21 protein-coding genes are annotated in these 24,945 nt (G+C 68.5%); 12 read left to right on the forward strand and 9 right to left on the reverse strand.

Features of this window, described 5'->3' with window-relative positions:
- Window positions 1-6: 6 nt before the first annotated feature.
- Together F790_RS0110145 and F790_RS0110150 are read right to left on the reverse strand one after the other, a co-directional pair.
- Entirely contained in the window at window positions 7-852 is an 846-nt protein-coding gene (locus F790_RS0110145; RefSeq protein ID WP_018869113.1) for a methyltransferase domain-containing protein, read from the reverse strand.
- The gene (locus tag F790_RS0110150) at window positions 849-1,667 is read right to left on the reverse strand and encodes a class I SAM-dependent methyltransferase (protein ID WP_018869112.1); all 819 of its coding nucleotides are present in this window, start codon (window positions 1,665-1,667) and stop codon (window positions 849-851) included. Before F790_RS0110150 ends, F790_RS0110145 begins: the two co-directional genes overlap by 4 nt.
- Before the next feature lie 488 nt (window positions 1,668-2,155).
- Here F790_RS0110150 and purH point away from each other — a divergent pair, with 488 nt between their 5' ends.
- The 3 genes from purH to F790_RS0110165 are packed head-to-tail and all read left to right on the forward strand — an operon-like array spanning window position 2,156 to window position 7,593.
- Window positions 2,156-3,721 (forward strand): bifunctional phosphoribosylaminoimidazolecarboxamide formyltransferase/IMP cyclohydrolase, encoded by a 1,566-nt coding sequence (purH, locus tag F790_RS0110155; protein ID WP_026332924.1) that lies wholly within the window; start codon window positions 2,156-2,158, stop codon window positions 3,719-3,721.
- A gap of 37 nt (window positions 3,722-3,758) precedes the next feature.
- Window positions 3,759-5,048: a phosphoribosylamine--glycine ligase gene (gene purD / locus F790_RS0110160; RefSeq protein WP_026279423.1), complete on the forward strand. Its 1,290-nt coding sequence runs from the start codon at window positions 3,759-3,761 to the stop codon at window positions 5,046-5,048.
- Between the two features lie 55 nt (window positions 5,049-5,103).
- Window positions 5,104-7,593, forward strand: coding sequence for a glycogen/starch/alpha-glucan phosphorylase (locus F790_RS0110165; RefSeq protein WP_019591594.1), 2,490 nt, complete (start codon window positions 5,104-5,106; stop codon window positions 7,591-7,593).
- A 28-nt stretch (window positions 7,594-7,621) separates the two neighbouring features.
- Here the strand turns inward: F790_RS0110165 and rimO are convergent, their stop codons facing one another.
- Complete coding sequence (rimO, locus tag F790_RS0110170) at window positions 7,622-8,977, reverse strand: 30S ribosomal protein S12 methylthiotransferase RimO (protein ID WP_038036736.1); 1,356 nt, start codon at window positions 8,975-8,977, stop codon at window positions 7,622-7,624.
- 652 nt (window positions 8,978-9,629) lie between these two features.
- On the opposite strand from rimO, the gene rpmE reads away from it, so the two are divergent.
- From rpmE to F790_RS0110210, 8 genes are all read left to right on the forward strand, one after another.
- Window positions 9,630-9,833: a 50S ribosomal protein L31 gene (gene rpmE / locus F790_RS0110175; protein ID WP_018869107.1), complete on the forward strand. Its 204-nt coding sequence runs from the start codon at window positions 9,630-9,632 to the stop codon at window positions 9,831-9,833.
- A gap of 211 nt (window positions 9,834-10,044) precedes the next feature.
- Entirely contained in the window at window positions 10,045-10,902 is an 858-nt protein-coding gene (locus F790_RS0110180) for a M48 family metallopeptidase (RefSeq protein ID WP_019591596.1), read from the forward strand.
- A 32-nt stretch (window positions 10,903-10,934) separates the two neighbouring features.
- Window positions 10,935-12,155: a malic enzyme-like NAD(P)-binding protein gene (locus F790_RS0110185; RefSeq protein WP_019591597.1), complete on the forward strand. Its 1,221-nt coding sequence runs from the start codon at window positions 10,935-10,937 to the stop codon at window positions 12,153-12,155.
- A 25-nt stretch (window positions 12,156-12,180) separates the two neighbouring features.
- Complete coding sequence (mdh, locus tag F790_RS0110190) at window positions 12,181-13,104, forward strand: malate dehydrogenase (RefSeq protein ID WP_019591598.1); 924 nt, start codon at window positions 12,181-12,183, stop codon at window positions 13,102-13,104.
- Window positions 13,088-14,032: a 5'-3' exonuclease H3TH domain-containing protein gene (locus F790_RS0110195; protein WP_019591599.1), complete on the forward strand. Its 945-nt coding sequence runs from the start codon at window positions 13,088-13,090 to the stop codon at window positions 14,030-14,032. Before mdh ends, F790_RS0110195 begins: the two co-directional genes overlap by 17 nt.
- Entirely contained in the window at window positions 14,029-14,694 is a 666-nt protein-coding gene (locus tag F790_RS0110200) for a DUF1007 family protein (protein WP_018869102.1), read from the forward strand. Before F790_RS0110195 ends, F790_RS0110200 begins: the two co-directional genes overlap by 4 nt.
- A gap of 4 nt (window positions 14,695-14,698) precedes the next feature.
- Window positions 14,699-15,241, forward strand: a complete 543-nt coding sequence (locus F790_RS0110205) for a pseudouridine synthase (protein WP_018869101.1) — start codon at window positions 14,699-14,701, stop codon at window positions 15,239-15,241.
- Between the two features lie 108 nt (window positions 15,242-15,349).
- Window positions 15,350-17,443, forward strand: a complete 2,094-nt coding sequence (locus F790_RS0110210) for a transglycosylase SLT domain-containing protein (RefSeq protein WP_019591600.1) — start codon at window positions 15,350-15,352, stop codon at window positions 17,441-17,443.
- A 7-nt stretch (window positions 17,444-17,450) separates the two neighbouring features.
- On the opposite strand, the gene F790_RS0110215 is transcribed toward F790_RS0110210, so the two are convergent.
- Window positions 17,451-17,834, reverse strand: coding sequence for a group III truncated hemoglobin (locus tag F790_RS0110215; RefSeq protein WP_018869099.1), 384 nt, complete (start codon window positions 17,832-17,834; stop codon window positions 17,451-17,453).
- Between the two features lie 71 nt (window positions 17,835-17,905).
- Between F790_RS0110215 and F790_RS0110220 the strand changes: the two genes are divergently transcribed.
- Window positions 17,906-18,811: a fructosamine kinase family protein gene (locus tag F790_RS0110220; protein WP_019591601.1), complete on the forward strand. Its 906-nt coding sequence runs from the start codon at window positions 17,906-17,908 to the stop codon at window positions 18,809-18,811.
- Window positions 18,812-18,817: 6 nt separating this feature from the next.
- Here the strand turns inward: F790_RS0110220 and F790_RS0110225 are convergent, their stop codons facing one another.
- The 5 genes from F790_RS0110225 to F790_RS0110245 all read right to left on the reverse strand — a co-directional run bounded on the left by F790_RS0110225 (window position 18,818) and on the right by F790_RS0110245 (window position 24,751).
- Window positions 18,818-19,696 (reverse strand): NAD(P)-dependent oxidoreductase, encoded by an 879-nt coding sequence (locus tag F790_RS0110225; protein WP_019591602.1) that lies wholly within the window; start codon window positions 19,694-19,696, stop codon window positions 18,818-18,820.
- Between the two features lie 9 nt (window positions 19,697-19,705).
- Window positions 19,706-21,328, reverse strand: coding sequence for a BCCT family transporter (locus F790_RS0110230; RefSeq protein ID WP_019591603.1), 1,623 nt, complete (start codon window positions 21,326-21,328; stop codon window positions 19,706-19,708).
- A 96-nt stretch (window positions 21,329-21,424) separates the two neighbouring features.
- Window positions 21,425-22,075, reverse strand: coding sequence for a 16S rRNA (guanine(966)-N(2))-methyltransferase RsmD (gene rsmD / locus F790_RS0110235; protein ID WP_019591604.1), 651 nt, complete (start codon window positions 22,073-22,075; stop codon window positions 21,425-21,427).
- Window positions 22,059-23,354: a pitrilysin family protein gene (locus tag F790_RS0110240; RefSeq protein WP_019591605.1), complete on the reverse strand. Its 1,296-nt coding sequence runs from the start codon at window positions 23,352-23,354 to the stop codon at window positions 22,059-22,061. The genes rsmD and F790_RS0110240 overlap by 17 nt, the downstream gene beginning before the upstream one ends.
- Entirely contained in the window at window positions 23,354-24,751 is a 1,398-nt protein-coding gene (locus tag F790_RS0110245) for a pitrilysin family protein (RefSeq protein WP_019591606.1), read from the reverse strand. The genes F790_RS0110240 and F790_RS0110245 overlap by 1 nt, the downstream gene beginning before the upstream one ends.
- Between the last annotated feature and the right edge of the window lie 194 nt (window positions 24,752-24,945).

A 24,945-nucleotide genomic window follows, 5' to 3' on the forward strand; every position in this document is an offset into this window, starting at 1 on the left:
GCCTTCTTATTCCGGCTTGCGGAAGCGGAAGATGCCCCAGGTCAGGTACCCGGAGTTGCCCCCGTCGACCCAGTGCTGCAGGCCCTGCTTCATGCGGTCGATGTAGTCCTGCGAGATGAAGCGCTTGAGCTCCTCCTCGCGCGACTCCAGTTCCTGCTTCACCCGACCGTAGTGCGTCGAGATCTGCCCGGAATGCTCCTCGAAACCGATCTCGCGCAGCCCGGCCTTCTGCGCCGCATCGCGGTACAGGGACGGGGAGGCCAGCGAATCGAGGTGGATGCGTGCAAGGATCGGATCCAACACGCCCTCGGGGCAGTCATCGGTCTGCATCGGATCGGTGAAGATCAGCCAGCCACCCGGCTTGAGCAGCCGCGCTGCCTCCTGGATGACCTTGTACTTGTCCTCGTTCGGGCTGTGCAGAAACGAATCCTCGGACCACACCACGTCGTAGGACTCGTCCGGCTCGTCCACCTTCTCGAAGGAGCCGTCGACCACGGTGATCTTGTGGTCCAGCTGACGCGCCCGGTTGATCTCGCGATCGCGCTCGTTTTCCTTCTCGGAGAGGTTGAGCGCGGTCACGTCACAGCGGTAGTTCTCCACCAGGTAGCGGGCCACGCCACCGTAGCCCGCGCCCATGTCGAGCACGCGCCAGTGCGGCTCCGGCTCGCCCAGCATGTCGGCCATGTGAGCCACGGTGCGCCGGCTGGCGTCACCGATCGGCTCGTCCTGGTACTCGTACAGGCCGATGTGCAGGTCTTCGCCACCCCACACCATCTTGTAGAAGGTGTCGGCATCCTCGCTGTTGTAGTAGTCGCGCGCCGTTTCAACGACGTCGGAATAGTCCTGGCTCATCGATTCTCGTCCTCGAGATAGGTCTTGTCGGCGACGTGAATGAAGAAATCCGGATCGGCTTCGCGGTAGGTCTCCTGGAAGTCCCCGTAGGTCTCGATCTGCTGGAAACCGACCTCGCGCATCAGACGGCGGACATAGGCCTTGCGCAGCGGGAACATGTTCAGGAAGTACTCGGACCCGTCGGGGAAGCGGTACTGGAAGCGGGCCAGGCCTTCGTCGACGTGGGCCGGTTCCACCTGCACGTCGTCGCCACAGTAGTAGTACGTGTGCTTGGACGAGTAACCGTGATCCAGGATGGTGTCGTAGTTGCGCTGGTCCAGGATCAGCACGCCGTCATGGTTCAGGGCGGAGTAGAACTCGGCCAGGGCCTTGCGGCGGTCGTGCTCGTTGAACAGATGGGTGAAGGAGTTGCCCAGGCAGACCACGGCGTCGTAGCGGCCGTAGATGTCGCGGTTGAGCATGCGCCAGTCGGCCTGCACCGTGCGCAGGATGTGGCCGCGCGAACGGCCGTTCTCGAAGGCCTTCACGAGCATCTCGTGGGCGCCGTCGGCGGTCACCACGTCGAAGCCGGCCTCAAGCAGCTGCACGGAATGGAAACCGGTGCCGGCGGCGACGTCGAGCACGCGCTTGGCGCCACGCTTCTTCAGTTCCTCGATGAAGAACGTGCCCTCGCTCTTGGCGCGGCTGTCCCAGTCGATCAGGTCGTCCCACTTGTCGACAAAACCGGTGGTGTATTCCTGGTGGTAGTTGTCGGTATCGCGGCGTTCAATCGGCTCGTCGCCGAAATCCTGATCGTTCTTCACGTTCGCTGACATGCTGATTCCTCTTGGCTTTGCTGCAATGAAGTGCGTCCGGCCCTCGTGGCCACGGATGCACCGGGTTACAACGCCTGCACGACCGAAGACGATCCCGCACCCCGGGTCGCTGGCATGAAACTTCTCCTGCGAGGACCGGGTACGGGCGGCCCGTCATCGCGGGCTCCCGATACGGATGCGTTGTTTCCAGCATCCGGCGCCGGCCTGGCCGGCGGTTCCTGACACCCGGAAGGATTCGGTGGTTGCCCGGGTGCCGAGCCGTGGTCTGGCGGCTTTTCGCGCGCCTGGCTCGGGGATCGCAAACGGTGCCATGCGTTGCGTCGGAACGCAGGCGTTGTGTCCGAAAGTGTTTTTATACGCTAAAGGTTTTGCGCCCAAATTACAAATCGGCCACCGGCCGCACCGTCCGGCACTGCACCCGCCCGCACGGCCGCGACATCCCCGACACCTTCGCTATAATGGCCGTTTTGACGCGATTTCGAGGTCCCATGACTACCCAGGCTCCCGTGCGCCGCGCGCTGCTGTCCGTTTCCGAAAAAACCGGCGTGGTGGAACTCGCCCGCCACCTCCACGAACGCGGGACCGAACTGCTGTCCACCGGCGGCACCGCGCGTCTGCTGGGCGAGCACGGGGTCCCGGTGACCGAGGTCTCGGAACACACCGGTTTCCCCGAGATCATGGACGGTCGGGTGAAGACCCTGCACCCGCGGATCCACGGCGGGCTGCTGGGCCGGCGCGACACCGACGCCGGGGCGATGGAGACCCACGACATCCCGCCGATCGACCTGCTGGTGGTCAACCTGTACCCGTTCGAGAACACCGTGGCGCGCCCCGACGCCACACTGGAAGAGGCGATCGAGAACATCGACATCGGCGGCCCGGCGATGCTGCGCGCGGCCGCCAAGAACTACCGCGACGTGACCGTGGCCACCGATCCCGGCCAGTACCGCGCGATCGTCGAAGCCCTGGACGAACACGGCGGTATCCCGGCCGCGCTGCGCTTCCGCTTCGCGGTGGCGGCGTTCGACCACGTGGCCCGCTACGACGCGGCCATCAGCAACTATCTGTCGGCACTGGACGACGACGGCCACCGGAAAAGCTTCCCCGGCCAGCTCAACGCGACCTTCCAGCGGGTGGAGACCCTGCGCTACGGCGAGAACCCGCATCAGAACGCGGCGTTCTACCGCGACCCGCAACCCGCGCCGGGCTCGCTCGCCAGTTTCCGCCAGCACCAGGGCAAGTCGCTGTCGTACAACAATCTGGCGGACGCGGACGCAGCCTGGGAGTGCGTGCGCCAGTTCGACGAGGCGGCCTGCGTGATCGTCAAGCACGCCAACCCCTGCGGGGTCGCGGTCGCCCCGTCGCAGCTGATGAGCTACGAGCGCGCGTTCCAGACCGACCCGACCTCGGCCTTCGGCGGCATCATCGCGTTCAACCGCCCGCTGGAGGGTGACACCGCGCAGGCCATCGTCAGCCGGCAGTTCGTCGAGGTGGTGATGGCACCGGAGATCACCCCCGGGGCCCTGCGCGCGCTGTCCGCGAAGAAGAACGTGCGCGTGCTGGAGATCCCCGACGCCCCTGCGGCCCCGGGACTGGACTACAAGCGCATCGGGGGCGGGCTGCTGGTACAGGATACCGACCGCGGCTCGCTGGGCGACGTGGACCTGAAGATCGTCACCGCGCGCACCCCCACCGAGCAGGAGAACCGCGACCTGGCCTTCGCCTGGCAGGTGGGCAAGTACGTGAAATCCAATGCCATCGTGTATGCCCGTGACCAGCAGACCGTCGGCGTGGGCGCCGGTCAAATGAGCCGGGTGTATTCCGCGCGCATCGCCGGGATCAAGGCCGCCGACGAGGGCCTGCAGGTGGCCGGTTCGGTGATGGCCTCGGACGCCTTCTTCCCGTTCCGCGACGGCATCGATGCCGCCGCCAGCGCCGGCATCACCGCGGTGATCCAGCCGGGCGGCTCGATGCGCGACGAGGAGGTCATCGCCGCGGCCGACGAGCACGGCATCGCGATGGTCTTCACCGGCATGCGCCACTTCCGCCACTGATCGCGGCCGCAGGAGAACGCTCATGAACGAAACGGCCATCAACGTCCTGGTGATCGGCGGCGGCGGGCGTGAACACGCCCTCGCCTGGAAACTGGCGCAGTCCGCGCGGGTCGCGCGGGTGCTGGTCGCGCCGGGCAATGCCGGCACCGCCGGCGAACCCGGCTGCGAGAACGTCGACTGCGCCGCCACCGACATCGACGGCCTGCTAGCCGTGGCCCGGAACGAGGATGTCGCCTTCACCGTGGTCGGGCCCGAGGCACCGCTGGTTGCGGGCGTGGTGGATGCCTTCCGCGCCGCCGGCCAGCCGATCTTCGGTCCCACCGCCGACGCCGCGCGCCTGGAGGGATCGAAATCCTTCGCCAAGGATTTCATGCAGCGCCACGGCATCCCCACGGCGGCGTACGGCAGCTTCGAGGACGAGGACGCCGCGCTGGCGTTCATTGACACCCACGGCGCGCCCATCGTGGTGAAGGCCGACGGCCTGGCCGCCGGCAAGGGCGTGATCCTCGCGCAGACCACCGACGAGGCGCGCGCCGCGGTACGCGACATGCTGGCCGGCAATGCCTTCGGCGAGGCCGGGCACCGGGTGGTTGTCGAGGAATTCCTGCAGGGCGAGGAGGCCAGCTTCATCTGCATGGTGGACGGCGAGCACGTGCTGCCGCTGGCCTCCTCGCAGGACCACAAGGCGCGCGATGACGGCGACCGTGGCCCCAACACCGGGGGCATGGGTGCCTATTCGCCGGCCCCGGTGGTCACCGACACCCTGCACGACCGCATCCTGCACGAGGTCATCGAACCCGTGGTGCGCGGCATGGCCGCCGACGGCGAGGCCTATACCGGGTTCCTGTATGCCGGGATCATGGTCGATGCCGACGGCAACCCGAAGGTGCTGGAATTCAACTGCCGTTTTGGCGACCCGGAGACCCAGCCGATCCTGATGCGCCTGGAAAGCGACCTGGCGGGTCTGGTCGAGGCCGCGCTGGACGGCCGGCTCGACCAGGTGGAGGCCCGCTGGGACCCGCGCGTGGCGCTGGGCGTGGTCGCCGCCGCCGAGGGCTACCCGGACGCATACCGCAAGGGCGATGTGATCGAGGGCCTGGAGGCGGTGGAGCCGCTTCCCGACGCCCGCGTGTTCCATGCCGGCACCACCATCGACGACCATGGGCAGGTCATCACCGCCGGAGGCCGCGTGCTGTGCGTGGTTGGTCTGGGGACCGATTATGCCGACGCGCAGAAAAAGACCTACACCGCCCTCGGGGAAATCCGCTTCGAGGGTATATACTTCCGTACCGATATTGGACACCGCGCCATCGACCGCCCCGCCTGAACGGCGCCGGGGTCGATGGCGGGCGTGTCCGGCCGCAACCCCCCGGAGAAAAAAGATGTCCACCAGCGCCGACACGACGGCCCCCCCGCTCAGCCCGCTCCCGCACGATACCGAGGGCCTGAAACAGTCCATCCGTGATGCCATGGTCCGCTTCGTCGGAAAGGATCCGAAACAGGCCACCCAGCGCGACTGGCTCGATGCCACCTCGTTCGCGGTGCGCGAACGCATGATCGAACGCCGGCTGCTGACCCGCCGCCAGTTCGACGCGGAAGACGTCAAGCGGGTCTATTACCTGTCGATGGAATACCTGATCGGGCGCATGCTGGAGGCCAACCTGCGCAACACCGGCATCCTCGACGAGACCCGCGAGGCCCTCGCTCAGCTGGGACAGGACTACGACGAGATCGTTGCCTGGGAGGATGACGCCGCGCTGGGCAACGGCGGCCTCGGGCGCCTGGCCGCCTGCATCCTCGAGTCGCTGGCGACCCAGGGCTATCCGGGCTTCGGCTACGGTATCCGCTACGAGTACGGCATGTTCCGCCAGCAGTTCGAGCCCTACCGTCAGGTCGAGCACCCGGACAACTGGCTGCGCTACGGCAACCCCTGGGAGTTCCCGCGCGCGGAACGCAAATACCCGATCCGCTTCTACGGCGAGGTGGTGGAGCATCACCGCAGCGACGGCTCGGTGCACTACTCCTGGGAAGACGGCGAACAGATCCTGGCGATGGCCTATGACTACCCCACCGCGGGTTATGGCCGGCGCAACGTCAACAACCTGCGCCTGTGGGGGGCCAAGGCGACCCGCGACTTCGACCTGCGCTATTTCAACGAGGGCGACTACATCCGCGCGGTCGCCGACAAGAGCCAGTCGGAGAGCATCTCCATGGTGCTCTACCCCAACGACGCCACCGCCATCGGCAAGGAACTGCGGCTGAAGCAGGAATACTTCTTTGTCGCCGCCTCGCTGCACGACATCCTCGATCGCCACCTGGAGCTGGGCTATACCCTGGACGACCTGCCCCACCAGGTCGCGATCCAGCTGAACGACACCCACCCGGCGATCGCGGTGGCGGAGATGATGCGCCTGCTGATGGACCGCCATGAGCTGCACTGGGCCCGTGCCTGGGAGCTGTGCCGCAAGGTATTCGCCTACACCAACCACACCCTGATGCCCGAGGCCCTGGAAACCTGGTCGGTGGACCTCATGACCCGCGTGCTGCCGCGGCACATGCAGATCATCTACCGCATCAACCACGAATTCCTCGAGATGGTGCGCCGGCGTTTCCCCGGCGACGAGGAACGCCTCAAGCGGCTGTCGCTGATCGACGAGGAAGGCGGGCGCAACGTCCGCATGGCCCATCTGGCGGTGGTCGGTTCGCATCAGATCAACGGTGTCGCCGCGCTGCATACCGAATTGCTGAAACAGACCCTGTTCGCCGATTTCTACCAGCTGTGGCCGGAACGCTTCGTCAATGTCACCAACGGCGTGACCCCCCGGCTGTGGATGATCCAGGCCAATCCGGAGCTCACCGAGTTCCTCGGCGAAAAGATCGGCCACGACTGGCAGTACGACCTTGAACGCCTGCGCGCGCTGGAGCCCTGGGTCGCGGATCCGGAGCTTCAACAGAAGTTTCAGCAGGTCAAGCGCAAGAACAAGGAGCGCCTGGCCGCGCTGGTGCGCGAACGCACCGGCATCCGCATCCGCACCGACGTCCTGTTCGACGTACAGATCAAGCGCATCCACGAATACAAGCGCCAGCTGCTCAAGCTGCTGCACGTGATCGAGCTGTACAACCGCATCCGCGACGGCGAGGACGTGCCCCCGCGGGTGGTGATCTTCGGCGGCAAGGCGGCCCCCGGCTACCAGCGCGCCAAGGACATCATCCAGGTCATCAACGAGGTCGCGGACATCATCAACCACGACCCGCAGGTGGGGGACCGCCTGAAGTGCGTGTTCATCCCCAACTACGAGGTCAGCGCCGCGACCGTGATCATCCCCGCGGCGGACCTCTCGGAGCAGATCTCCACCGCGGGCTTCGAGGCGTCGGGCACCGGCAACATGAAGCTGGCCCTGAACGGTGCGCTGACCATCGGTACGCTGGACGGTGCCAACATCGAGATCCGCGACGCGGTGGGTGAAGAAAACATCTTCATTTTCGGCATGACCGAGTCCGAGGTGGTCGCGCACCGCGCCCGCGGCGAGGTCCCCGAAGCGATGCTCGCCGGACGTCCGGCCCTGACGCGTACGGTGGAGATGCTCGAGCAGGGCTATTTCACCTGCGACGACAACGCCACCCATGCGGAACTGGGGCACTATCTGCGCCATCAGGATCCGTTCTTCGTGCTCGCCGATTACCCCGCCTACCGCGAGGCCTGCGAGCGGGCCGACACGCTGTATGCACAGCCGGAATGCTGGAACGCCGCGGCGCTCACCAACATCGCGCGCATGGGCTTCTTCTCCATCGACCGCACGGTGCGTGACTACGCGGAGAAGATCTGGGACGCCACGCCGGAACCGGTGGCCCCGAAGCGCAACGGCGGCTGAGCACGGCCGCCGAGCGAGGCCGCCCCGGTCACTCGTCCGGGTCGGCGACCTCGGCGATCAGGTCGTGCTCGCGGGCAGCGGTGATCCGCACCTCGATGAAGTCCCCCGCCTCCACCGAGTCGGGATCGGCATCCGGCACGCGGATCACCCCGTCGATCTCCGGCGCCTCCGCGGCCGAACGCGCGACCACGACGCCGTGTTCGTCGGTGCCGTCGACCAGCACCACCGGCTGCGTGCCCACCCGACGGCGCAGGCGCTCGGCACTGATCTCCGCCTGCACCTCCATGAACCGCGCCAGGCGTTCCTGGCGCACGGGCTCGGGCACCGGGTCCGGCAGGGCATTGGCCTCGGCCCCGTCCACCGGCGAATAGGCAAAGGCCCCGACGCGGTCGAGCTGCGCCTCGCGCAGGAAGTCCAGCAGGGTCTCGAACTCGGCCTCGGTCTCGCCGGGGAAGCCCACGATGAACGTCGAGCGCAGGGTCAGGTCCGGCACCTGCGCGCGCCAGTCGGCGATCCGCTCCAGCACCTTCTCCGCCGCAGCCGGACGGCGCATCGCCTTGAGCACCCGCGGGTGGCCGTGCTGCAGCGGCATGTCGAGATAGGGCAGCAGCCCGCCCTCCTCGCCGGACCCCATCAGCGGGATCAGGCGATCCACATGCGGATAGGGATAGACGTAGTGCAGCCGCACCCAGATGCCCAGCTGCCCCAGGGCCTCGGCGAGATGCGCGATGTCGGAACGGATCGGGCGCCCGCCGTGGAAGCCGGTACGGTATTTCACGTCCACGCCGTAGGCGGAAGTGTCCTGCGAGATCACCAGGATCTCGCGCACCCCGGCCTCGGCCAGGCGCTCGGCCTCCGCCAGCACCTCGCCAATCGAGCGGCTGACCAGGTCGCCGCGCAGGCCGGGGATGATGCAGAAGCTGCAGCGGTGATTGCAGCCCTCGGAGATCTTCAGATAGGCGTAGTGGCGCGGGGTCAGACGAATGCCCTCCGGCGGCACCAGGGTCTCGAAGGTGCCCGCCGGCGGCGGCAGGTGCTCGTGCACCGCCGTCACCACGTCCTCGTAGGCGTGCGGCCCGGTCACCGCCAGCACGTCCGGGTGGCGCTCGTGGATGGTCTCGGCATCCTTGCCCAGGCAGCCGGTCACGATCACCTGCCCGTTCTCCGCCAGGGCCTCGCCGATCGCCCCCAGCGATTCTTCCACCGCTTCGTCGATGAACCCGCAGGTGTTGACCACCACCAGGTCCGCCCCGGTGTAGTCCCCGACGATCCCGTAGCCCTCGGCACGCAGCCGGGTCAGGATGCGCTCGGAATCCACCAGCGCCTTGGGACAGCCCAGGCTGACAAAGCCGACCTGCGGCACTGCGCTTGACAATGCGGACATGTTATTCACAACGCGACTCCCGTCCTTTCACGCCGGTCCCGACCCCGGGCAGCACCGGGCCCGGGCCCATTGACATACAAGGAACACTTTATTTTCAGTAATATAAAAACTCTGGGCAAAAACTGACCAATCCAGAGTCCTGCGCCGCAGCAAGCCGCTGGCGCCATCCAGTGACAGTTCGTCCACAAAGTTTTCCACAGGTTTCGGGGAAAACTCGCGCGCCCCGGCACAACGCCCCGCAAGACAACGACTTGCCCGTACCGCCCGGAGAGCAGCCCGCCGGCCCTGTTCGCCTGCGGGCAGGCTCCCGCCATCGCGAGTCGCAGCCCCCTCGCCCCGTCATTGCGAGGAGCCGAAGGCGACGTGGCAATCGGCCGAAGCGGGCTGCATGCAGGAACAGGTGGCTTCGGATGGAGATCGCCACATCGCTTCGCGACTCGCGATGACGGGAACGTGCTCGGACGCGAACCGACCGGTTTCGGGCAAAACGCACGCCCCGCCGGAACGCCCCGCAAGACAACGAGTTGTTCGCACCGCCCGACAGCACGTCCGGATCCCGGCCGCCCCCCGCGAAGACCGCCGTCGACTTGCGCCCGGCCACAGGAGGCGGCTATGCTAGCGCACTTTTCGCCCGAACACGCGTGAGTCGACCATGAAAGCCGAGATCCATCCCCAATACCGCGAAGTCAACGTGATCTGCACCTGTGGCACGAAGTTCACGACCCGTTCCACCCTGGGTCAGGACGAGATGCACCTGGACGTCTGCTCGCAGTGCCATCCGTTCTACACCGGCAAGCAGAAGATCGTCGACACCGCCGGCCAGGTGGACAAGTTCAAGCGCCGCTTCGCGTTCTGAAGTCCCGCGCGAGGTCGCATCACGCGGCCCCGCAGGCAGGCGGCGGCCCATCGGCCCCGCCGGCGTGGCCGATCCGGCGAGGGCATCCTTCGGGGTGCCCTCGTTTGCGTGCGGGCTCCGCAGGGCGGTCCGCAGGGTGTATGCTGAAGAGGTGTCATCATCCCGCATCCCCGCGGGACCTGCAGGCAGAAACCGCATGAACTGGTCACGCATGAACTCGCTGTTCCGTCCGCTGCGCCGGCGCCTGCCGGTGCTGGCCCTGATCGCCGTACTGGGCATGGCCCTGGGCCTGCCCGCCTGCACCACCAATCCGGTGACGGGACGTTCCCAGCTGATGCTGGTCTCGGAGAACCAGGCGATCGACGCCTCGCGCGAGGCGTACGTGGAGATGCTCTCCGGCGCACGCGACGAAGGCCGGATCAACGCCGACCCCGAGATGACCGAACGGGTCCACGGGATCACCGAACGCCTGGTCGCGCAGGCCATCGAGTACCGCCCGGAGACCGCCGACTGGGACTGGGAGATCGCGGTCATCGAGGCGCCGGACACCCTCAACGCGTTCGCCATGGCCGGCGGCAAGATGGCGATCTACTCCGGCATCATCGAACAGCTGGAACTGACCGACGACGAACTGGCGCAGATCATCGGCCACGAGATCGGCCATGCCCTGTCCGCCCACAGCGCCGAGAAGATGTCGGTGGCGATGGCCTCCAATCTGGCGGTCACCGGCTTCGCCATCACCGGCGACCGCTCCGAGCTGGCGCTGACCGGCGCCGCGCTGGGCGCGGTGCTGGCGGTGCAGCTGCCCCACAGCCGGCGCATGGAAACCGAAGCCGACGAGATCGGCATCGAACTGGCGGCCCGCGCCGGCTACGACCCCGACGCCGCCCCGGCGCTGTGGCGCAAGATGGCGGAACAGTCCAATGGCAGCCGCCATCCGGTGTTCCTCAGCACCCATCCGGCGCCGGAAGGGCGCCAGCGCGAGCTCGCCCGGCTGGCCGACGAGGTACGACCGCTGTACGAGGCGGCCCGCGACCGCAATGATCTGCCGACCCACCCGGTCAACTGAACCCACCGCCCGCACAAGGCCCGTTCGCAATCATGTCCGACGATTTCAATCAGCGCGCCCTCGACTACCACGCCCGCGAACCGGCCGGGAAACTGGCCATCCACGTCACCAAGCCCACCGCCACGCAGGACGACCTGTCGCTGGCGTATTCGCCCGGCGTGGCGGCCCCGGTGCGCGCCATCGCCGACAACCCCGACGAGGTCTACCGCTACACCGGCAAGGGCAACCTGGTCGCGGTGATCACCGACGGCACCGCGGTGCTGGGACTGGGCAACACCGGTGCGCTGGCCTCCAAGCCCGTGATGGAGGGCAAGGGCGTGCTGTTCAAGACCTTTGCCGGGATCGACGTGTTCGACATCGAGGTCGACGCCGCCCAGCCCGAGGACTTCATCAATACCGTGGCGCGGATCGCCGGCGGCTTCGGCGGCATCAACCTCGAGGACATCGCGGCGCCCCACTGCTTCGAGATCGAACGCCGCCTGAGTGATCGCCTGGACATCCCGGTGTTCCACGACGACCAGCACGGCACGGCCATCATCACCGCGGCCGGGCTGCTCAACGCCCTGGCCATCCAGGGCAAGAACCTGGCCGACGCCCGGATCGTCTGCGTGGGCGCGGGCGCAGCCGGCATCGCCTCCATGCAGCTTCTGGTGCGTCTGGGCGCGAGCAAGCATCTCATCCACATGGTCGACCGCAATGGCGTGATCCACAGCCACCGTGAAGACCTCAATGAATACAAGCAGATCTTCGCGGTGGACACCGAGGACCGCACGCTGGAGGATGCCTGCCGCGACGCCGACGTGTTCATCGGGCTGTCCGGCCCGGACATCCTGACCCCCGAGATGCTGCAAAGCATGGCACCGAATCCGGTGATCTTCGCCCTGTCCAATCCGGACCCGGAGATACAGCCGGACCTGGCCCGCGAGACCCGGGACGACCTGATCATGGCGACCGGCCGCTCCGACTACCCCAACCAGGTCAACAACGTGCTCGGATTCCCGTTCATCTTCCGCGGGGCGCTGGACGTGCGCGCCCGACGCATCAACGACGCCATGCTGGTCGCGGCCACCCACGCGATCGCCGACCTGGCGCGCGAACCGGTGCCGCAGAGCGTGCTGGACGCCTACGGCCGCGACCACCTGGAGTTCGGACCGGACTACATCCTGCCCACGCCGTTCGATCCACGCCTGATCGAGACCATCCCGGAGGCGGTGGCTCGGGCGGCCCGCGACAGCGGCGTGGCGCGAACCTGAACACACAGTCCGAGGAGCGCAGGCCATGCAGAAGATCGCCATCGTCGGAGCCGGGCGGGTGGGGGAATCCACCGCGCAGTTCCTTGCCCGCCGTGACCTCGCCCGCGAGATCGCGCTGCTGGATGTCCATGAAGGGACCGCCGCCGGGGCCGCACTGGATATCCAGGAGACCGCGCCCCTGCTGGGCTTCGACACCCGCCTGACCGGTTCCCACGAGGCGGACGTCATCGCCGGTGCGGAACTGGTGATCATCACCGCCGGGCTGCCACGCAAGCCGGGCATGTCGCGCTCCGATGTCCTCGACAAGAACGTCGCGATCCTCGACGAAATCCTCGACCAGGTCCGGCGCCACGCCCCCGACAGTCGCCTGCTGGTGGTCTCCAATCCGGTGGACGTGCTCACCTGGCGCGCGGCGCAGCAGACCGGCTGGAGCCGCGACCGGATCATGGGCCAGGCGGGCGTGCTGGACACCTCGCGCATGGCGGCCTTCATCGCGCTGGAGACCGGCCTGTCGGTGCACGACATCCAGGCCCTGGTGCTGGGCGGGCATGGCGATGCCATGGTCCCGCTGCTGCGCTACTCGCATGTCAACGGCATCCCGCTGGACCGGTTCCTCGACCGCGAAACCCTCGACTCCATCGTCGAGCGCACCCGCCACGGCGGCGCCGAGATCCTCGCCCTCAAGCAGACCTCCAGCGCCTATGCGGCCCCGGCCGCGGCGATCGCCGAGATGGTCGAGGCGATCGCCCTCGACCGGCGCCGGGTCCTGCCCACGGTCGCGCTGCTGGACGGCGAATACGGCCAGCGCGATGTCGCCACCGGCGTCCCCTGCATCCTCGGCCAGGGGGGCATGGAACGCATCGTGGAACTGGATCTCCAGGCCGACGAACAGGCGGATCTCGAACGCTCCATCGGCGGCATCCGGAAGGATCTTGAACGCCTGCAGTGAACCCGCCCCGTGTCCGACCTGCACGGTCGTGGACACCAGCATCTTCGTGTTCCGCGCCTGGTTCGCGCGCCGCCTCGACCCCGACCCGCAGGGGCGTCCGGGTGGTGCGCTGCACGGCTTCGTCCACTCCCTGTGCCAGTGGCTGCCGCAGCGCGCCCCGGGGCCGCTGGGCTTCTGTTTCGACACCTCGCTGCGGCGCGGTTTCCGCCATCGTCTCGACCCCGGGTACAAGGCCCATCGCCCGCCGGCGCCACCCGAGCTGCGGGCACAGTTCGAGCGGATCGGCGAGCTGCTGGACGCCCTCGGGCTGGCCCGCTTCTCACACCCCGAATACGAGGCCGACGATCTGATCGCCACCCTGGCCCGCAACGCGCGCACGGCAGGGCTGCCGGTCGCGGTGATGAGCGCCGACAAGGATCTGGCACAGACCATCCTCGGCGACCGGGACCACCTGCACGACCCGGAACGCGGCCGACCCATGGATCGCCGGGCCCTGGAGAAGCGCCTGCGCGTGCGCCCCGACCAGGTGGCCGACCTGCTGGCGCTGGCCGGTGACCGCAGCGACAACATCCCGGGGATCCACGGCCTGGGCCCACGCGGAGCGGCCCGCATCCTGCGCCGCCTGGGTGACCTGGAAAGCGTGCTTGCCGATCCCGACGCGGTTCGCCGCTGCAACCTGCGCCGCGCCACCGCCCTCGCGCAGGCGATCGCCGCCGACCCCGAACGCCTGCGTCTGTCGCGCCGGCTGACCGGTCTGGTGGATCACGTCCCGGGACTCCCCCGGGGTTCCGATCTGCTCGCCGAACTGCAGCCGCGCGGACCGGTCAGGGACATATACGCCCGGCTGCATGACCTCGGCGTGCACCCCGACTACCACGAGCGGCTGCTGCATGCCGCCGCCCCGACCCCGGAGGCCATCCCGGCATGAACCCGGTCCGCAAACAACCGCGCCTCGCGACGAGCCTTGCCACATTCCTGCTGCTGGCCGCGACGGCCGGCCTGCCCGGCACCGCAGCCGCCCATCCGCACGCCTGGATCGATCTCGAGGTCGACTTCGAGCGCGACGCCACCGGCCAGCTGGTACGCATGCATCACCTGTGGCAATTCGACCCGATGTACTCCGAATACCTCCACGAAGACGCCCTGGCCCACCAGGAGGGCGACAGCGACGCCGAGCGCCTGAACGCGCTGGCGCGCGAGATCCTCGACAATCTGGAGGAATACGACTGGTACACGCACTTCGAGGCCGAAGGCCACGCGATCGAGGTGCGGCCGGAGGGCGAGGCGCGGATGGAAAAGGACGGAGACACCCTGGAATACCGGTTCACCCTGGCGCTCGAGGGTGCACCCGACCCGGCGCGGACGCCGGTGGATTACCGCGTCTTTGATCCCACCTATTTCATCGAGATCCTGCATCCCGATGAACGCCCTCCGCGGGTGCGCGGGGCACCGGAATGCGAGGCCGAGGTCGACCGGCCACGGCCCGATCCGGCGATGGTCGCGCGCGCCATGGCGCTCGACTACGGTGCCGAACCCGAAGAAAACCTCGGCCGCCACTTTGCCGACCGTGTGACCCTGCGCTGCGACTGAGGGCATGAGCCGGATCCTGCTGTTCCACAAGCCCTGGGGCGTGCTCAGCCAGTTCACCGACCGCGAGGGCCGTCCCACCCTGGCCGATTACATCGACCTGCCCGGCGTGCACCCGGCCGGACGTCTGGACCGCGATTCCGAGGGCCTTCTGGTGCTCACCGACGATGGCGTCCTGAACGCCCGCATAACCCGCCCCGGCCCCGACTCCGCGGGCAAGACCTACTGGGTGCAGGTGGAAGGCGATCCCGACGAGGCCGCGCTGGAGGCCCTGCGCACCGGGGTCGAACTACGCGACGGACTCACCCTGCCGGCGAAGGTCGACCGTATGGACCCGCCGGACCTGCCGGAACGCGACCCGCCGGTGCGCTTTCGCCGCCACATCCCCACCCGCTGGCTCGCGATCACCCTGTACGAAGGGCGCAACCGCCAGGTCCGGCGCATGACCGCCGCGGTCGGCCATCCGACCCTGCGCCTGGTGCGCTACCGCGTCGCCTCCTGGACCATCGACGGGCTGGCCCGCGGCGAGACCCTGCTGCTTTCCGGCTGATCGGGCGGCATTGCGCGTCATGCCGCGCAAAACACGGGCACGGGGATTGCCAGCCCGCCGGACCTGACGGATGATGGTGGAATACGCGGAGGCTCAGGAGACACAGGCATGCGCATTCGTCAGCGGCTGATCGCCGGCGGCCCCGGCACGATCTTGGCCATGGTCCTGACCCTGCTGGTCGGCGGCCCCTCTGCCGCGGACTCCGGTTCCGGCGCGGAAGAAACTCGCTACGCCTTCGAGCGCGGCCTGTTCGTCACCGCCGAACGGGCGCTCAACCGCGGCAACACGGAGGCCTTCGAACGCGCGCGCGAGACCCTGGCCGGTTACCCCCTCGCACCGTATCTCGACTACCGCCGCCTCGCCCGTGACCTTGGGCGGGCAGAACCCGACGCGGTGCGGGAATTCCTCGAGCATCACGGCGACACCCCGCTGGCCGACCGCCTGTACGCCAACTACCTGCGCCATCTCGGCGAGGAATCCGAATGGGATACCCTGCTGGAGATGGTCGACGACCAGCGTTCCATGGGGGTGACCCAGGACTGCCATCGCCGCCAGGCCCTGCTGGAGCGGGACGAGAACGACGCCGCCCTGGAAGACATCGAGTCGATCTGGCTGCACGGCCATTCGCGGCCCTCGGCCTGCGACCCGGCCCTCGATGCCTGGCGCGCGGCCGACGGCCTGACCAGTGAACTGGCCATGCAGCGCTTCGCCCTCGCCATGGACGCCGGCCAGACTGGCCTCGCGCGCTACCTGCGCCGCTACCTCGACCGTGACGACGAAGCCTGGGCCGAACGCTGGCTCGAACTCCGGGAACGGCCGGCCCGGGTCGCGGAGGCCGACTTCGACGCCGACGACCACCCGCAGGCCGGCCCCATGGCCGAAGACGCCTGGAAGCGCTGGATCCGCTCCGATCTGGACGCCGCCCTGGACGCCTGGCAGGAGCGGCCCGCGAACGGCCCGGCGACCCTGGATAGCGAGGGCCGCAACGCGGTGGCCCACGCCCTGGGCCTGCGCCTGGCGGTGCGCTACCGCGACGAGGCCCCCGAGTTCCTCGCCGGACTGGACGAAGAGGTCTTCGACGCCCAGCTGCGCCAGTGGCAGGTACGCGTGGCCCTGCGGGCGGGGGACTGGGAAACCGTGCGCGACGCGGTGCGCGCCATGCCGCGCGAGACCCGCGAAGAGGCCCAGTGGCGCTACTGGTTCGCGCGCGCCGAAGAGGCCCTGGGCAATGCGGACAGCGCCCGCGATCATTACGAGCGGGCCGCCACCGAACGCAATTTCCACGGGTTTCTCGCCGCCGACCGGATCGGGCAGCCTTACCGTATCGGACATCGGCGCGCGGATCTGGACAACGGCCTGCGGGTGCGTGTGCGCAACCAGCCCGCGATGCTGCGGATGCGCGAACTGCTGCGGCTGGATCGCCATGCCGAGGCGCGGCGCGAATGGCAGCATGCGGTCGCGCGCATGGACAACGACGAGCGGGTGGCCGCGGCACACGAGTTCGCCGAATGGGGCTGGCACGACCGGGCGATCTTCACCGTGGCCCGCGCGCGCCAGTGGGACGACGTCGAACTGCGTTTCCCGCTGGCCTTCGACGATCTGATCGTTGCCGGCGCCCGCGATCAGGGCATTGATCCGGCCTGGGCCATGGCGGTCGCACGCCAGGAGAGCGCCTTCCTGCATGACGTGCGTTCACACGCGGGCGCGCTGGGCATCATGCAGATCATGCCGGCCACCGGGCGCAACATCGCCTCGGCCGCGGGCGTGCAGGTGAATTCCGACTGGGACATCCTCGAGCCCGCGAACAATGCCCGCCTGGGCACCTACTATCTCGGGCGCAATCAGGAGCGCTTCGGCGGCCACGGGCTGCTGTCCACCGCCGCCTACAACGCCGGGGCCCACCGGGTCCGGCAATGGCTGCCGGAAGACGGCGAGACCCTGGATGCGGACATCTGGGCGGAACTGATCCCGTTCTCCGAGACCCGCAAGTACATCCGCCGGGTGTACGCCTACCGCATCCTGTACGCCGTGCGTCTCGGTCAGGAACCGCCGTCGATGGCCAGCCTGCTGTACCCGGTCACCGCGGAATCGCACCTGGCCGAGGCCCGTCAGGCCCATCTGCGCGAGGTGCACGGCGGGGACGACATCGCCCTGAATCGCGGCTACTGCGGCTTTCCCGGCGGCGGCGCGGACCCCTGCTGACGCCGCCTCAGCCGGTCAGGATGTCCTGACGCATGCGGCTGGCGATACCCTCGGCCAGCTGCTGCCATTCCTTCGCGTGCGCCGGATCCAGCATCTCGTCGGTGGTCGCACGGAAGTGCTCCATCCACGCCTGAAGATCGTCTTCGGTCAGCTTCAGCGGCGCGTGCTTGCCCACCATGTCGATGGTCGGTGGCTGTTCCAGGCGCCCGCCCAGGTTCTGGTACCAGAAATCGCTGATCCGCCGTACGTGATCCTCGAAATCCTCGATGCGCTCGAAGTGGTGCCCGATCCGGGGATCGGCCGACACGCGGCGATAAAACTCGTCGATCACGGCGCGGATCTGCTCCGCCCCGATCTTGTCGCATAGGGGTTCCAGTTTGCGGAAGGCCATCTCGGGACTCCTGACGTTCGGGGTGTGTAGTGGTTAACCTGTCAGCCACATCCGCCACGGGAGACAGACACATGACGCGAAGCAGCGCACGGGACGACGACCTGACCGGCGCCCTGGCCCGGTGCATCACGGACCATACCGGAGTGCCGTTCGAGGCGACAGGCCGCAGCGCGCGCTCCGGCGGCTCCATCAACCAGGCCCTGCGTCTGGAGGGCACCGACGGCCGCCGCTTCTTCGTCAAGCTCAACCGCGGCGACCACGCCGGCATGTTCGCCGCCGAGGCCCGTGGCCTGACCGAACTGCAGCGCTGCGAGGTACTGAAGATCCCCGCGGTGATCGGCACCGGCGAGGCCGCCGGCGCCCGTTTCCTGATCATAGAGGACCTGGACCTGGGCGGCCCGCGCGACGCGGTGGCGCTGGCGCACGGCATCGCCGACATGCATTCGCACACCGCCAGCCGCTTCGGCCTCGACGAGGACAATTTCATCGGATCCACGCCACAGTCCAATCGGCCGCATGCGGACTGGGTGGATTTCTATCGCGAGGAGCGCCTGGGGTTCCAGCGCCGCCTGGCCCGCGACCGCGGGGCCCCGCGCGGGCGTCTGGACACCCTGGCCGAGCTGGAGGAGCGCCTGGACGGCTTCTTTACGGACTACCGCCCGCAGCCATCCCTGCTGCACGGCGACCTGTGGAGCGGCAACTGGGACTTCCTCGGCGACGGCCGGCCGACGCTGTTCGACGCGGCCACCTATTACGGCGACCCGGAGGCCGACCTGGCGATGATGGAACTGTTCGGCCACCCCGGGCGGGACTTCTTCGCGGCCTACGCCGAACAGCGGCCGCTGGATCCGGGCTATGCCACCCGCCGGACGCTGTACAACCTGTACCACATCCTCAACCACGACCACCTGTTCGGCGGCGGCTACGGCTCGCAGGCCGAGCGCATGGCACAGCAGCTGCTCGCCGAAGTGCGCTGACGCGGGTCAGTCGCGGTTGCCGGCCTCCGGCACGATGGACGAATAGATGGCCGAGTAGTCGGCATCGCCCAGCCCCCGATCGGCGGCCTGCTCGAGCAGATCCGCCAGCAATGGCAACCAGGGGTCGGACAGTCCCGCGTCGGCGGCTGCCTGATGGGTCAGGCGCACGTCCTTGAGCAGATGCTTGACCGGGAAGTTAGCGGTCCCGAATTCCCCGGAGCACATCTTGTCCAGCTTCTTGTCGAAGGTGGGTGCGTAGAGGGCGCTCTCGCGCAGGATCGCCATGAAGGTGTCGACCTCCACACCCTCGCGCCGCACCAGTCCCAGGCTCAGGGAGAATGCCGCCGTAAGGCTGGCGATCAGCTGGTTGAAGGCCAGCTTGAGCGCGGCGCCCTGCCCCGGGCCGCCCACATGCCGGACCGTGCTGCCCAGGGCCTCCAGCACCGGGGCGACCCGCTCCACGTCCACCTCATGCTCGGCACCGGCCATGATCAGCAGCCGCCCGTCGCGCGCCTCGGGGATGGACCCCAGCACCGGGGCCTCGACATAGCACCCTCCGGCCGTCCGCACGCGCTCGCCCAGGGCCCGGCTCTCGGCCGGCAGGATGGTGCCCATCTGGATGAAACAGCGCCCGTCGAGCGTTCCCGGGGACAGATCGGCGAGCACGGACTCGATGGCAAGGGCATCGCTGAGCATCAGAATCACCCAGTCCGCGCCCTGTACCGCGGCGTCCGGGGTGGAATACACGGTTGCCCCGGCGCGGGCCAGATCCTCGGCCCGCGCCGGGGTGCGGTTGTATGCCTGCAGCGGGAAGCCCGCGTCCAGCAGCCGCAGGCCCATGGGGGTCCCCATCAGCCCGCAGCCCAGCAGTGCCACCTGTGACATCGATGCCTCCTAGCGGATCTTCTCGTCGAGGTCTTCGGTGTAGCCGAACAGCGTATGCGGCGGCGGTGCCTCGCGCTGATAACGGCTGGGCGTGACGGCCTCGGTCTGCTGCAGCGAGCGGTACAGCCCCACCATCATGATCAGCATCACGATGGAGAACGGCAGGCCGACACTGATCGCCGCCGCCTGCAGCGCGCCCAGCCCCCCGGCCACCAGCAGCACCGAGGCCACGATCCCTTCGGCCACGGCCCAGTACACGCGCTGGGTCACGGTGGGATTGCGCACGTCACCCGAGGCCAGGGTGTCGATGACCAGCGAACCGGAGTCCGAGGAGGTGACGAAGAAGGTGACGATCAGCAGGGTTGCCGCGCTCATCACCGCGATCGCCATCCAGTCCAGCATCGGCAGGGCCTCGATGGTCAGGAACAGCGCGGTCTCCATCTGTTCGGACACCTGCCCGGCCACGTCGGCCACACCCTCCAGCTGGAAACCCATGGCCGTGCCGCCGAACACCGACAGCCAGACGAACCCGGCCGCGGTCGGCGCCAGCAGCACGCCGGTCACGAATTCGCGGATGGTGCGCCCGCGCGAGACCCGCGCGATGAACATGCCGACGTACGGCGCCCAGGAGATCCACCAGCCCCAGTAGAAGATGGTCCAGGTCGTGGCCCAGCCGGAATCCTCGATGGTATCGGCCCACAGGCTCATCGCGGGCAGGTTCTGGACGTAGACCCCGGTGGATTCGACCAGGGTCCGCAGGATGAACAGTGTGGGCCCGAGCACCAGCAGCAGCGCGATCAGCACCACGCTCAGGCCGATGTTGAAGTTGGACAGCCGCTTGATCCCGCGGTCCACGCCCAGGGCCACGGAGCCCACCGCGATCAGGGTGATGATCGCGACCAGCACGACCTGGTTCAGAGTGCTTTCCTCGATGCCGAAGACGAAGTTGAGGCCCGAGTTGATCTGCATGACCCCCAGACCCAGCGAGGTCGCGACCCCGAACATCGTCCCGAACAGGGCAAGGATGTCGACCAGATGCCCCCACGGGCCGTAGATGCGGTCGCCGATGAACGGGTACAGCGAGGAGCGGATCAGCAGCGGCAGGTTGTGCCGGTAGGCGTAGTAGGCCAGCGACAGGCCCACGATGATATAGATCGCCCAGGCGTGCAGTCCCCAGTGGAAGAAGGTGTAGCGCATCGCCTCCATCGCCGCCGCGCTGGATTCACCCTCGGCATGCGGCGGCGACATGTAGTGGTACATCGGCTCGGCGATGGAGAAGAACAGCAGCCCGATGCCCATGCCGGCGGAGAACAACATCGCGAACCAGGACGCATAGCTGAACCGCGGGGGTTCGAACTGATCGCCCAGACGCACCCCGCCGTAGCGGCTGAACATCAGGTACAGGGCAAAGATCAGGAAGATCGTCACCACCAGCATGTAGTACCAGCCGAGGTAACGGGAGATGCCGTCGCGCGTCTGCACGAACAGGCCTTCGGCCGTCTCGGAAAACGCCGCCCCGAAAACCACGAAGGCCACGATGATGATGCTGGCAATGATGAAGACCGGACTGCAGATGACCCCGAAGCCGCGGACGCGGGTCTGGGACAGACCGGGGGTGGATGATTCATCCATGGATGACTCCCCTTGTGCATGGGTAGCGTGGCGGCCGGGTCGTGGGACGCTGACGCCGGCCCCGCACGCGGATGGAAATGCCTTGAACGGATGATCCTACGGTAGCGAATGCCCCGGGGTACTGCAAAAAAGCGGCTCCGCCGGCTCCAGCAGCAGCCCCCGGGCCTGCCCTGCGGTGCGCTCGCGCAGGATGTGCCACTGCGCCCCCGTCACCTCCGCCGGGTCGCGATGGGCTTCCAGCTCGACATACACGCGCCCCCCGGGCGCCAGCCAGCCCTCACCCGCCAGGGTGCGCAGAGCCGGGGCGAGCAGGTCGCGCTCGAACGGCGGGTCGAGGAACACCACGTGGAACGGGGCGACGACGTCCGGGCCCGCCTCCAGCAGGCGCGCCGCATCGGCGCAGCGCACCTCCACGCCGCTGGCGCCCAGCTCTTCGACGGCCTGCTGCAGCCGCGCGACGGCACGCCGGTCGCGCTCCACCATCAGCACCGACTGCGCCCCGCGCGACGCGGCCTCGAACCCCAGGGCCCCGGTACCGGCGTACAGGTCCAGCACCCGCGCACCGGGCAGATGCGGCTGCAGCCAGTTGAACAGGGTCTCGCGCAGGGCGTCGGCGGTAGGACGCAGGCCCTGTACGTCGGCCACCGGCAGCCAGCGCCGGCGCCACGCGCCGCCGATGATGCGGACCCGGGACTCGTGGCCGCGGCGCCGCGCGGAACCCGCCCCGCGCCTACGGTTCTTCGCCACCAACGATCACCGTGACCAGGGCCTGCGGATCGACCCGTTCCCGTATGGCCCGCTGCACGTCGTCCGGCGTCACCGCTTCCATCCGTGCGGGGTAGTGCGTCAGATAATCCGCGCCGAGATCGTAGAAACCGATCAGGGCCAGATGCGACACGATCCCCGAGCTGGACGCCAGGCGCAGCGGGAAGCCGTTGACCACGTTGGCGCGCGAGGCCTCCAGCTCGGCCGGCTCCACGCCCTCGGCATGCCAGCGCCGGATCTGCTCGTGCAGGGCTTCCACCGCCTCGCCGGTCTGCTCGGTGCCGGTCTGCATGGAGACGCTGAACGGCCCCTCCGCGGCGCGCGACCCGAACCCGCTGCTGACGGAATAGGCCAGTCCGCGCTCGCTGCGCAGTTCGCGGAACAGACGCGAGGTGAAGCCACCTCCGCCCAGGACGTGGTTGCCCAGGGTCAGCGGGTAATAGGCATCGTCACCACGCCGCAGGGCCGGTGCGCCGATGCGGATGTGCGCCTGCTCCGAGGGGAACGGGACATGCTCCGTCACCGCACCCTCCAGCGGCGGCACCGGCGGCAGCGGTTCGGCCGGTTCACCGGGGCGCAGGGCCTGCGAGACACGCGCCGCCAGAGCTTCGGCCTGCCGGCGATCCACGCCGCCGGTGATCGCCAGCACGCCGTTGCGCGCCGTGTAATACCGCTCGAAGAAGCCGCGCGCGTCCTCGGGGCTCAGCGCCTCCAGACTCTCGCGATCCCCCGCCGGCCAGTTGGCGTACGGATGATCGGCGTAAACCAGCTCGTGGAAACGCCGCGCGGCCACGCTGCCCGGCTCCTGACGCTCCCGTTGCAGTCCCAGCAGGGCCTGGCGCCGCGCCCGGTCGAAGTCGTCCTCGGGGAAGGCGGGTTCCGCGAGGACCGTGGTCAGGGTTTCCATCGCGGTGTCGAGCCAGTCCGTCTCGGTGAGACTGCGCAGCGAGACCACGGCCATGTCCCGCTGCGAGCTGGTACTGAAACGGGCACCCACGGACTCGAAGCGCTCGGCCAGCGCATCGGCATCCATCTCCGTCGTGCCGTGACGCAGGCTCCGGCTGGTCATGCGCGCCAGCCCCGGCAATTCGCCGTCCCTCGCCGCACCGGCATCAAAGGTCAGGCGCAGGTCCACCATGGGCAGTTCGGGCGCCTCGAAGTACAGCACCTGCAGGCCCTCGTCGGTCTCCCAGCGTTCGATCTCCATCGCCGCCGCCGGCGCGGCGCACAGCACCGCCAGCAACACTCCCGTCCAGCGCATCACAGGGCACCTCCATACTCGGCGGCCGGTTCCTCCGACTCGCGCTCGTCCAGCGGCAGCGGATCCAGGATCCCCACCGTCAGGGTCTCCGGCACCAGGTATTCCTGCGCGACGCGGCGCACATCCTCCGCGGTGACCGCGCGCACCCGCTCGACGAAGGCGCCCAGCTCACGCCAGCCGATGCCGACCGTCTCCAGCATCGCCAGCTGCGACGCCTGCGCATGCACCGAGTCGCGGCCGTAGACCTCGGACGCCACGACCCGCGCCTGCACGCGTTCCAGTTCATCTTCGCCCACCGGCTCCTCGCGCAGGCGCTCGATCTGCTCGCGCAGGGCGGCCTCCAGTTCCCCGGGATCGGTGTCCGCCGCCGGCACCCCGCCCAGCATGAACAGCCCGTCACGGCGGGTGAACGGGCTGTAGCTGGCCGACGCGGAGCCGGCGATCTCGCGGCCGCGCTCCAGCTCGCGGGCGAGCCGCGAGGCCTCGCCGGAGGACAGCACCCCCTCCAGCACCAGCAGGGCATAGGCATCGTCCGGCTCTTCCAGCGAATTCAGCGACGGCGCCTTCCAGCCCATCATCACGTAGGGCAGTTCGGCCGGCACCTGTACGGTGATGTGCCGCTCTCCGGTCTGCGGGGGTTCGCTGCGCGCCGGGCGTTCCCCGCCCGCGCCGGCGGGGATGTCGCCGAAATGGCGTTCGGCGGCAGCCACCACCGCGTCCGCGTCGACGTCCCCGACCACCGCGACCACCGCGTTATCCGGGGTGTACCAGGTGTCGTACCAGTCCTGCAGGGCCTCCACACTGTACTCGTCGATGTCGCTCATCCAGCCGATCACCGGCTGGCCGTAGGGATCGGCATGGAAGGCCGTGGCCATGAACGCCTCGCGCAGGCGCGCGTTGGGCCGGTCCTCGACGCGCTGGCGCCGTTCTTCGCGCACCACCTCGCGCTCGGGCAGGAACTCCTCCTCGGTCAGGCGCAGGTGCTGCATGCGCTCGGCCTCCATCTCCAGCAGGGTGTCCCAGTGATCGCTGCCCAGCAGCTGGTGATAGCCGGTGTAGTCGCGCCCGACGAACGCGTTCTCGCGGCCGCCCAGGCGCGACACGACGCGCGAAAACTCGCCGGGCTCGAAGGCCTCGGAGCCGCGGAACATCATGTGCTCCAGCATGTGCGAGATGCCGGTGACCCCGCCGTATTCGTCGGCCGAGCCCACGCGATACCAGATCTGGGTGGAAACCACCGGCGCCCGCCGGTCCTCCAGCACCAGGACGGTCAGACCGTTGTCCAGACGGGTCTCGACAACATTGTCGGTGATGGAACCGGATGCCGCGGCGGGAGCCGCGAACAGGGCGGTCAGGCAAAACAGCAACGGGGCCAACCCCGGGACGTGAACACGCATTTTGCGCTCCTGCCTCGTGCCAGGGAAACGCTGATCAATATGCACGTTCGCGTTGGCACCCCGGGTTTTCCGAGACAAGGCGCGTCGCGCAGCGGGTAGTGGTTCTACCCGCAAGCGGCGCAACGCAGGATCGGGGAACCCGGGGCGCCAACCCCGAAGGGGCTCGGCCGCTTTTGCGCGCGCACGGCGTTGCG

Origin of the sequence: Thioalkalivibrio sp. ALE20, from assembly GCF_000381405.1 — a bacterium.
Taxonomy (GTDB): Bacteria; Pseudomonadota; Gammaproteobacteria; order Ectothiorhodospirales; family Ectothiorhodospiraceae; genus Thioalkalivibrio.